The organism is Agromyces humi (assembly GCF_009720255.1).
In the GTDB taxonomy this organism is placed as follows: domain Bacteria; phylum Actinomycetota; class Actinomycetes; order Actinomycetales; family Microbacteriaceae; genus Agromyces; species Agromyces humi.
In genome coordinates this window covers 1-2,230 of record NZ_WJSP02000505.1, presented here as the reverse complement: position 1 = coordinate 2,230, position 2,230 = coordinate 1, and the positions used below count along the sequence as shown (strand labels likewise).

3 protein-coding genes are annotated in these 2,230 nt (G+C 71.6%); 1 reads left to right on the top strand and 2 read right to left on the bottom strand.

The window, feature by feature from the left end:
- Together GH736_RS21510 and GH736_RS21505 are read right to left on the bottom strand one after the other, a co-directional pair.
- Positions 1 to 831 (bottom strand): ABC transporter permease (locus GH736_RS21510; protein ID WP_159606935.1); only part of this gene is annotated, 831 nt, incomplete at its 3' end.
- Between the two features lie 38 nt (positions 832 to 869).
- Entirely contained in the window at positions 870 to 1,892 is a 1,023-nt protein-coding gene (locus GH736_RS21505) for an ATP-binding cassette domain-containing protein (RefSeq protein WP_235934611.1), read from the bottom strand.
- Between the two features lie 60 nt (positions 1,893 to 1,952).
- On the opposite strand from GH736_RS21505, the gene GH736_RS21500 reads away from it, so the two are divergent.
- The coding region (locus GH736_RS21500) for a helix-turn-helix transcriptional regulator (protein ID WP_159606933.1) at positions 1,953 to 2,230 on the top strand (278 nt) is incomplete at its 3' end.

Sequence of the window (2,230 nt, the reverse complement as noted above, 5' to 3'; positions counted from 1 at the left end):
GCTCCGGTCCGCGAGCACCAGGACAGAAGGTCGACGTCTCAGAGATGGCGATCGTCGCCCCTGCAAGCCGAGACGGGTTCGTCGTCGAAGCACCGCCTCCACCTCCACCACCTCCACCGCCGCCCGCTCGCCCGCCACGAGGTAGCTGAGGGGATTCACCGCCGCGGCGACCTTCATCCAGCCGGGTCCGTCCTCGAGCGGCAGCAGCATGCCCGACAGGATCATCAGCGGGAACAGCAGCGTCTGGTGCACCATCCAGAACATCCAGTCGCGGTTGCGGCAGGCCAGCGCCAGCCGGTAGCTGAGGGCGCCGAAGCCGACGCCGAACACCGCGAGCACCAGCAGCCCCACGACCAGGCCCGGCACGTCGAGCGAGAACCCGAACGGCACCGCGACGAGCACCACGATCGTGCCCTGGATGACGAGCGGCACGACCTCCTTGAGGGCGCGGCCGACGAGCAGGGCGCTGCGGGACAGCGGCGCGACGAGCGTGCGCTCGTGCGAGCCCGTCTGCATCTCGAACAGCAGGTTCGCGCCGGTCGAAGCCGTGCCGAACAGCGCGACCATCACGAGGATGCCCGGCACGAACCACTGCAGTGTGCCGGCGACGTCGCCACCCGACGCGCCGATCAGCAGTGGACCGAACAGTCCGAGGAAGACGAGCGGCTGCACGAGCGAGAAGATGACGCTGAACGGGTCGCGCACGAGCGGGCGGGACTCGCGCGCGAACACCGTCGCGGTGTCGTGCACGAAGCCGGTCGGGCGAGCGGATGCCGCGGACCGGCCGGTCTCGGTGACCGTGGCGGAGGCGGCGGGGCTGATGGTGTTCATGAGCGGTTCCTTTCGGATCTGGGCGTCGGGTGGCGGAATCAGGCGGCGGATGCCGCGGCGGCGGACTCTGCGGATGCCGCGGCAGCGGCCTCCTCGCGGAGGCTCCGGCCCGTGAGTGCGAGGAACACGTCGTCGAGCGTGGGCTGGCGGTGGGTCGCGGCGACGACCTCGAGGCCGGCGTCGCCGAGCTCGCGGATCCACCGGGGGAGCGCCCGGTCGCCGTCCGACACGGTCGCCGTCACCACCGTCCGGTCGGCCCCGGCCGAGTCGTCGACCGACCCCCCGATGCGCGCGGCGGCCGCTGCGGCATCCGTCGCCGAGGCGAACGCGAGCGTCACCTGGTCGCCGGCGAGCGATTCCTTGAGCGCCCAGGCCGTGTCGTCGGCGATGACCGCGCCGTGGTCCATGACCATGACGCGCTCGGCGAGCTGGTCGGCCTCGTCGAGGTAGTGCGTGGTGAGGAAGATCGTGGTGCCCGTCGTGCGACGCAGCTCGACGATGTGCTCCCACAGGTTGGCTCGGCTGTGCGGGTCGAGGCCCGTCGACGGCTCGTCGAGGAAGAGCAGCTCGGGCCGGTGGATGAGCCCGAGCGCGATGTCGAGGCGACGCTTCTGGCCGCCCGAGAGCGACTGCACCTGCCGGTTCGCCACCTGGCCGAGTTCGAGCGACTCCACGAGCTCTGCTGCGCGCGCCCGGGTCTCACGACGGCCGAGCCCGTAGAACGCGCCCTGCGCGTGGAGCTCGTCGCGCACCCGCTGCGTGTGCCCGCCCGAGTTGCCCTGCCCGACGTAGCCGATCCGGCGGCGCACCCCGGCCGGGTCTCGGCGGATGTCGCAGCCGGCGACCGTCGCCTCGCCCTCGGTGGGCGGCAGCAGGGTCGTGAGCATGCGGAGGGTCGTCGACTTGCCGGCGCCGTTCGGGCCGAGGAAGGCGACGAGCTCACCCTCGGCCACGTCGAGGTCGACGGAGCGGACCGCCTCGACGACCTGCCCCTTGGAGCGGAAGGTCTTCGTGAGGCCTCGGGCGGTGATCATCTCGCTGGTTCGGTTCTGGTTCGTCATGCAGCAAGTCTTCCGAAGTATCCGGTCACTTTCTGTCCGCATGAAAGCCATACTTAGAGCATGGCCGCCACGACCTCGAGGACGCTCGAACTCCTCTCCCTGCTGCAGAGCCACCGGCACTGGCCGGCCCACGAACTCGTGGACCGCCTCGGCGTCTCGGACCGCACGCTGCGGCGCGACGTGGAGCGCCTGCGCGAGCTGGGCTACGGCATCGAGTCGATGCGGGGGAGCGCGGGCGGCTACCGGCTCGAGGCCGGCACCGGGTTGCCGCCACTGCTCCTCACCGACGACGAGGGCGTCGCGATCGCCGTGGGCCTCCGCTCGCAGGCGACCGCGGG